3 protein-coding genes are annotated in these 7,787 nt (G+C 54.6%); 2 read left to right on the top strand and 1 reads right to left on the bottom strand.

What is annotated here, in order from left to right:
- Both VFE46_04680 and VFE46_04675 read left to right on the top strand, forming a co-directional pair.
- The coding region (locus tag VFE46_04680) for a protein adenylyltransferase SelO family protein (GenBank protein HZZ27282.1) at window positions 1–885 on the top strand (885 nt) is incomplete at its 5' end.
- An 813-nt stretch (window positions 886–1,698) separates the two neighbouring features.
- Window positions 1,699–3,036, top strand: a complete 1,338-nt coding sequence (locus tag VFE46_04675) for a tetratricopeptide repeat protein (GenBank protein ID HZZ27281.1) — start codon at window positions 1,699–1,701, stop codon at window positions 3,034–3,036.
- On the opposite strand, the gene VFE46_04670 is transcribed toward VFE46_04675, so the two are convergent.
- Window positions 2,967–7,571 (bottom strand): DEAD/DEAH box helicase, encoded by a 4,605-nt coding sequence (locus VFE46_04670; protein HZZ27280.1) that lies wholly within the window; start codon window positions 7,569–7,571, stop codon window positions 2,967–2,969. The genes VFE46_04675 and VFE46_04670 overlap by 70 nt on opposite strands.
- Window positions 7,572–7,787 lie beyond the last annotated feature (216 nt).

Raw genomic sequence — 7,787 nt, 5'->3', positions numbered from 1 at the left:
TTGACACACATAGGAATAGGAACACGGCGCGCCAGCACGGCGTTGGCCACCCTTGCGTCCGCACTCATCTTGATCTACAGCAGCGTCGATCTCCACCGCCTAGCCGCTTATCACGATGCCATTACCCTGTGGGAAGATACCGCTCAGACGCAACCAAGCGACGTTGTGGCCTATAACAACTGGGGGCTTGAATTGATGGCCGCGAATCGTGTTCCCGAGGCAATTGAACGTTATCGACATGCGCTGCAAATCAATCCCAAGCACGGTGAGGTTCACACGAACTTGGGAACCGCACTAATGAAAATCGGCCGCCTGGAGGAAGCTATCGAGCAATATCGACAAGCCTTGCAACTAAAGCCTGACTTTGTTCCCGCCCGGTGCAACTTAGGGCTCGCACTGGGAAAAATCGGCAAAACCGCGGAAGCCCTCGAGCAATTGCAAATAGCCGAACACTCCGATCCAGATAACGCCCAGGTGCACTACAATTTGGGAATCGGACTAGGGCAAGCGGGGCGATTGCCGGAAGCCGTCCAGCAATTCCAAACGGCATTGCGGCTGAATTCCAATTACACCGTCGCCCGAGCCAAATTGGGAATAGCTTTTTTGAATTTGGAACAACCGGAGCAAGCTATCGAGCAGTTTCAAGAAGTGCTGCAAAAAAATCCCATCGATTATGATGCCACGTTCAACTTAGCATTAGCGTATGCACAATTAAACCGGCCTGATGCTGCTCAGGCGCAAGCACTTCAAGCGACCCAACTGGCTACGGCCCAAAAACAAACCGAAATTGCCCAAGAGATAACCATGTGGCTGAAAGAGTATCAAGCTGGTCTTAATTCGCAGAACCAGGCATCGCGCGGCGGGCCATCTACTTTGAACCGCTAATTCGGGATTCAGCCATTATCGAATCGGCGCATGGGCTAGATAAAATAGAATTGCGGATCGAGAATGATTGCTCTGCAATCAACTCGTCACGTGTTGTGCCGGTTATTTTTGGCCCGGCCGAAATTGATTTAGTCGCCTATGTCTCGAAAGCAACGCGCGCAGCGCCAAGAATTGCTGTTAGCTGAGTCTGCAGGCGCACGCCCCTCAACTGCACGGATGCAGCGCATCGGTGGCGCAGGCCTGATCGCCGCCGCTGTGTTGATCGCGTATTATCCGAGCATTCATGGCGGCTTTATTCTCGACGATGACGTATTGCTGACCACGAGTAATACCATTCGTGCATCGGACGGCTTATTTCGTTTTTGGTGGCCATGGAACCTGGCTCTGGACAAACAGCCGGCTGACTATTGGCCGCTGTCGAACACCACGCTGTGGCTGGAGTGGCGGCTGTGGCATCTCGATCCCACCGGTTACCACGTTACAAATTTGATTTTACACATCATCGATTCGTTACTGGTTTGGGCCGTATTGCAACGGTTGCACGTTCCCGGGGCTTGGTTGGCAGGCTTATTGTTCGCAGTCCATCCGGTGAATGTGGAATCAGTTGCTTGGATTGCACAGCGCAAAGATGTTATGGCGGTGCTATTTTTTCTGCTTTCCATTCTATTTTGGATCAAAAGCGAACCGAACGAAGAGCTTGCAACCGGGGGCACTGCCAGAGGCAACGCCACGCAGCCACCCTCCACTCCGGACAACATTAACCATGGCAAGGGAGTGTTCGGCATTTGGTACTGGATCAGCATATTGGCCTTTGTGCTGGCCATGTTAAGCAAAGGTTCCGTGGCGATTTTGCCTCCCATTTTACTGTTGATTACCTGGTGGCGGTGGAACCGAATTCACTGGTCCGACTTGCTGCGCGCCGGCCCATTTTTTGTGGTTGCCGTTGTGCTAACCGCGATCAATCTTTGGTTTCAAACGCACGGCACGGGAGATGTCATTCGCGAAGTCTCGTTGATTCAACGTCTATTAGGTGCGGGAGCAGTGATCTGGTTTTATTTGGAGAAAGCAATATTCCCGTTGCATTTAGTATTTGTATATCCGCAATGGCACATCGATCCCAACAATCCGCTCTGGTGGCTGCCTGATATAGCGACAGCTACTGTGACTTTCTTTCTGTTGCGTAACCGAAATTCCTCACAATGGAAGTGGATTCGGCCCGCAATCTTTGCTTGGGCGTTTTTCTGCATCGCCTTGTTGCCCGTGATGGGTTTTACTGACGTTGGCTACATGCGGCATAGCCTGGTGGCTGATCACTACCAGCATATTGCGCTTATTGCCGTCGTAGCATTAGTGGCCGCCGCTTTTTTCCGATTGCGCGAACTGCAATTGCCTGTGAATCAACAAGCGTTCAATGGAGTTGCTGGATTGATGGTTGTGACATTCGCGGTTTTAACCTGGCAGCAAAGCAGCGGATATGTCGATGCAATGACCTTATATACCAAGACGGTAGCAGACAATCCGGAAAGTTGGTTAGTGCAGCACAACCTTGGCTTTGAATATTACAAGGCAGGCAAGTTAGATGCAGCCATTTCGCATTACGAAACGGCATTGCGACTCAATCCCGATTGCGCAGTCGCTTATCGTAATCTCGGCAACGCGCTATCCGACTTAGATCGCTTGCCGGAAGCTATCGAGAATTACAATAAAGCACTTTATATTGCGCCGAGCGATCCGGTTGCCCATTACAACCTCGGAATGGCTTTAACTCTTTCCGGACATCCGGATCAAGCCGAGCCCCACTATCGAAAGGCTATCGAACTCAATCCTGGTTACCCCGATGCCAATCATGCAATGGGTTTGTTGCTAGCGTCGCGCGGTCAATATCAGGATGCAATTGATTACTTTCAGCAGACCTTAAAGGCTGATCCCGATTTTGTTGAAGCTGATGTTAACATGGCTTCCGCGTATGCGGCTCTGGGTAATTTTGTGGAAGCAATTAAATATGCCGAAACCGCTTTAGAGCTGGCGCGTTCGAAGAAAGACGCCAAGTTAGCCGATGGAATTATGACGCGCCTTAAGTTTTACGAACAACGGTTATCCAACCCGGCTGATAATCCTCCCAATTCTGCCGCTGGCGCGGCAAAGCCGTGAGCGGCGAAATCACCCGTTACCAAAGGCTCTTCGGCCGCGTGGAATTGCAACCGCAAGCGGTGCGAAATCTCTTCTCTTTGATCGGACGGCAACTCGACAAACCATTGAATTTCGCCGGCTTGGCAGGCGGCTGCAAGTTGACCATTGTTCAAGGCCACGGTGTTAGTGTGGACGGCCGGAATACGTGGCTCTGGCGTAATGAGGCCGCATAGATTGATTGGGTCGGCAGCCGATAACACCAACGTCGATGTATCTCCCGGTTCATCGCGCAAGCCGCGAAGTAATTCCACTGCTTCTGGCAAAGCATATTGTTCTCCGGCGACATTGCTGACAAATCGGCCGCCGCGAATTTCTCCGCGTGCTTCCAGGCGTCGATATATCGGCGCCAAACGTCCCCAATAGGGCGCCGCCAATTCGCGCGTTAACAAATCGCGAAATACAATTCCCCAGCGCCGCAATAATTGCCACGCCCAACTGGTTAACGCTTGTTGTGAATCAACCTTGGGCAAAAAACCGGGAAACTGCGACCAGCGTCCTGAAGGCGCGGCCGTGAACTCTCGCCGCATTCGTCGGGCGCGGCGACGTTTTTCGGCACGACGACGATCAGTGACGGTGCCCGAAATAGTTCGCACGGCGGTAAACGCGTCGGCCGTCGCAAGACCCAGGGTCGCCAATTCGTGCAGCGCTTCATCCAGCTGCGAAGGCAAGAGTTGGGTTAGTGCCAAAAGTTCATGGGGAAATAGCGCACCTCGCTGGCGCAGAGCTTCCAATATCGAGGTCGCATCGGCTCGGCAATACGCTTCGGACGATTTGCGGTTTTCAGGCAACAGCCATCCCAAATTTTCTCGAAACAAAATCGAAATAGGTGCTGCCCGAGTAAGCCCCGCGCCGCTAGGCACATCGGCAGCATCTTTCCGAGGCGGCGAGAGTCGTCCCCAAGCGATTTCGCCCGACATCGAAAGTTCATCTAACCAGTGCGGATCATATTCGTCGCACCGGGCCGGCAACAAACGACGTTCCCACAAAGCGGCCGCCAATTCCAGACCTTGGAGTTGTGATAGCGCCTTCCGCAGCCCTGCACGGCCATGCCACTGAGTGCCCGGCAGCAAATGGTGCCAGCGAGCCAGAAAGCGGATAAAATCACGCGGAGGAGCTGGCTGAATTTGCCGCCGCAGGCCATCCAAAGTTTTGCGATGAATTCGGGCCAGCAAACGGCGTTCACACCATTCGATCGGAGCGGAAGGACGCGGAACAAGAGACGATGGGTGACGGTGAAGCGCAGCGTTGGGACTCCCCGTCGCAAGATTGCCCTCGGCGGCGGTTTGGCCGTTGCCGACAGGAAGATCTGAATTTCGCTGTCCCGAAAAATGCCCGCGCATAACCGTACCTTCCGCCTCGACGGCTTCCAGTGCCGCAAAAATTTGGCTGGGTTCGAGCGATAACAACTCGCCAAGCTGTTCCGAAGTAACCGGTCCGCTACATTGCAGGCGACCGCGCACCAGAGTCACCAAGGCTTCAGCCGATTCCCAATGTTGACGCACGGTACTGGGTAATTCTCTATGCAGATCTGCCACCGCTTCCGGATACAGCGATTTTACCAACGGCCAGCGTTCGGTCACTGTCCAAAATTGTGAAGTTTGTGACGCTGGAAAAGTTTTGACAACTTCTGCATGCACTTGGCTCTGGCCATTTCGCTCTACTTGCTGATCAATTTGAATCGTATGCGCCGCATCCACGCGTAGCGCTCTGCCGGCGGAAACTAATTCGTCAAATTGCGGCGTCCATTCCGGCGCTTCGTCGGCGCGCAGTAGGCACAATCCATGCAATGCATCGTGCAATTCATCTGCATCGCGGACCAACGGCCACGCTTCGGCGCGCACCTGAGCAATAGCTTCCGGATCGAGCCGGCCCAAATCGCTGGCCGATTCAAACGACAGACCGCGCCGTAGGACAACGGCCCGCGCGCGGCGCTCTTCCAACGGCGCATCATCGAGAAAGGCATACGGACTAGCGTTCAAAATTTCGTGACTGAATGGCGAGGGCTCTCGGGTATCGCGTGCAATCAGTTCGATGTGGCCGCTGCGGATGTCCGCCAATACGCTCAGCCAGCGATCCACATCCATGGCCTCGTGCAAACAATCCTCGAATGTTTGATGAATGTATGGATGGTCGGGAATTTCGGTATCGCCGTGATGATTTTCTAAACACCCTGCTTGCGCCGGAAACACCGCGGCCAACAAATCATCGCTGCGGAAGCGTTGCAAGTTCGGCGGCACGCGCTGCCCGTGTTTATTGCGTAGCACGGCCAACGCTCGGGTAACGCACCATCGCCAACGGGTTTGAAATACCGGCGCGGCCAAGAGCGCCTGCTCCAATAAGTGCCGGCCGTTTTCAGGCGTCAGCATGCCGAAAAGCGCCTGGAGCGGAAAACTGTGTTGGGGGCCCAGCGAAAGTACGATGCCATCTTCGTCGGCGCTGGCTTGCAATTCAAAATCGAACGAGCGGCAAAAGCGCTTGCGGAAGGCCAAACCCCATGCCCGATTAATGCGTGCACCCCAGGGCGCGTGAATGACCAATTGCGTTCCGCCCGATTCGTCGAAAAAGCGTTCGAATACAATTCGCCGTAAAGTGGGAATTAAACCAATGGCGACATATTGGGCCGCCACGTACCGTGCGGTCTGCACGGCGGAAAAAGCATCAATTCCCAGCTCCTGCTGCAACCACGCCACCGGCGCAGATAAATCCGGTTCGGTGCCATTGGCACTTACGTGTGGTGAAATTTGCTGTTCTAAATCTTCCCGCAGGCGGGAAATCTCCTGCGAAAATTCGATCGTACGGCCGGGTGCCTCACCCAACCAAAACGGCACGGTGGCGGGCGCTCCCTGTGCGTCGCTAACGACCACCTCAGAACCACGCACGTAATGCACGCGCCAGGAAGTGTTTCCCAACAGGAAAATATCGCCGATGTTGCTTTCCAGCGCGAAATCTTCATTCACGGTCCCGACAAAGGTGCCGTCGTTCTCGGTCACGACGCGGAAATCACCCAATTCCGGAATTGCACCGCCGCACGTGATGGCCGCAATACGGGCCCCGCGGCGAGCTTTCACGCGGCCCGAAATAACATCGCGATGCAGCCACGCCCCGGAGCGGTTCGCCGGCGTAATTCCTTCGCTAAGAATCGCAATAATTCGATTGAATTGCTCGCGGCTCAAATTGCGGTACGGCCATGCGCCACGTACCACAGCAAATAAATCATCTTCGTGCCATTCGTCGCTGGCGCACATGGCTACGATTTGTTGGGCCAACAAGTCCAACGGAGCCACGGGTACTTCGATAGCATCCAATCGACCACAACCGACTGCCCGAATCAGCGCCAAACATTCGATCAATTCATCTCGAGTCAGCGGAAACAGTCGGCCTTTGGGAATTACCCCCAAAGAGTGGCCCGAACGACCTACGCGCTGCAAAAACGTGGCAATCGAACGCGGCGAACCGATTTGGCAAACCAAATCGATGTAACCTACGTCAATGCCCATTTCCAGCGAAGCGGTGGCCACAATGGCTTTCAACTTACCCTGCTTCAGCCGTTCTTCGGCATCCCAACGAATTTGCCGTGACAAGCTTCCGTGATGTGCCGCCACGGCTTCTTCACCCAGGGTTTGGCGCAGTTGATGGGCCACACGTTCGGCCAATTTGCGTGTGTTGACAAACACCAACGTGCTGCGATGAGCTTGAATCAATTGAGATAGCCGCTCGTAAACCTCGCCCCACTGCTCGCCAGAGCAAACCGCTTCCAATTCGCTGGGGGGTACTTCAATGTTCAAATCGAGCTGCCGCTGATGGCCCGCATCGATAATGGTGCACTGGGGCCGGCCCTCCGCATTCACCTGGTTCGTGCCGACCAGGAATCGGGCAATTTCGTCAATCGGGGCCTGGGTGGCGGAAAGTCCAATTCGCAGCGGTGGTTGATGACACAGCCGGGCCAGCCGTTCCAAAGTGATCGATAAATGAGAGCCGCGTTTATCTCGGGCCAGCGCGTGAATTTCGTCCACAATCACGGTTTCCACGCTGCGAAGCATCGCGCGCCCTTTGGCGCTGGTTACCAACAAGTACAGCGATTCCGGCGTGGTAACCAGCAAGTGCGGGGGATGGCGAAGCATGGCCGCGCGCTCCCGGTTGGGGGTATCGCCGGTGCGAACGACAGCACGTATCGGCAGGGGCCGCTCCCCCATATCGATTGCCGCTTGTTGAAGTTCGGCCAGCGGCACTTCCAAATTCCTGTGAATATCGTTGGAAAGCGCTTTCAAAGGCGAAATATAGACCACACGAACCGCATCGGTCAGAGTGCCGGCCAGTGCTTCGCGCAGGAGTCGATCCAAACACGATAAAAAAGCGGCCAACGTTTTTCCGCTGCCGGTGGGGGCGGCAATCAGCGTGTGACGGCCGGCCGCAATTTCCGGCCAGCCCAAGCGCTGAGCGTCCGTCGGCTGGCCAAAGCGACGGCAAAACCAGTTCTCCACCAGCGAATGAAACACGCCGCGCTCCTAAGTGTCTGTCGAAAAGATATGTCAGTTACTCCCAGTTTACCGGTTTGCCGGGCCGCGGGCCACTTCGCTAGGAGCGTAAAATCGCCTCTAAAATTCATTGTCCGCATGAAATATTCGCCCTGGCAATTCAACCATTGACCGGCTGCTTCAATTCGCAAGGATTAACTGGCAGGATGGGACGAAAATCTTTGTTCCACAAATATC

This window comes from Pirellulales bacterium, from assembly GCA_035656635.1.
Classification (GTDB): domain Bacteria; phylum Planctomycetota; class Planctomycetia; order Pirellulales; family JADZDJ01; genus DATJYL01.
Note: the sequence above shows the minus strand (reverse complement) of the source record. Positions and strands in the feature narration are given on the sequence as shown.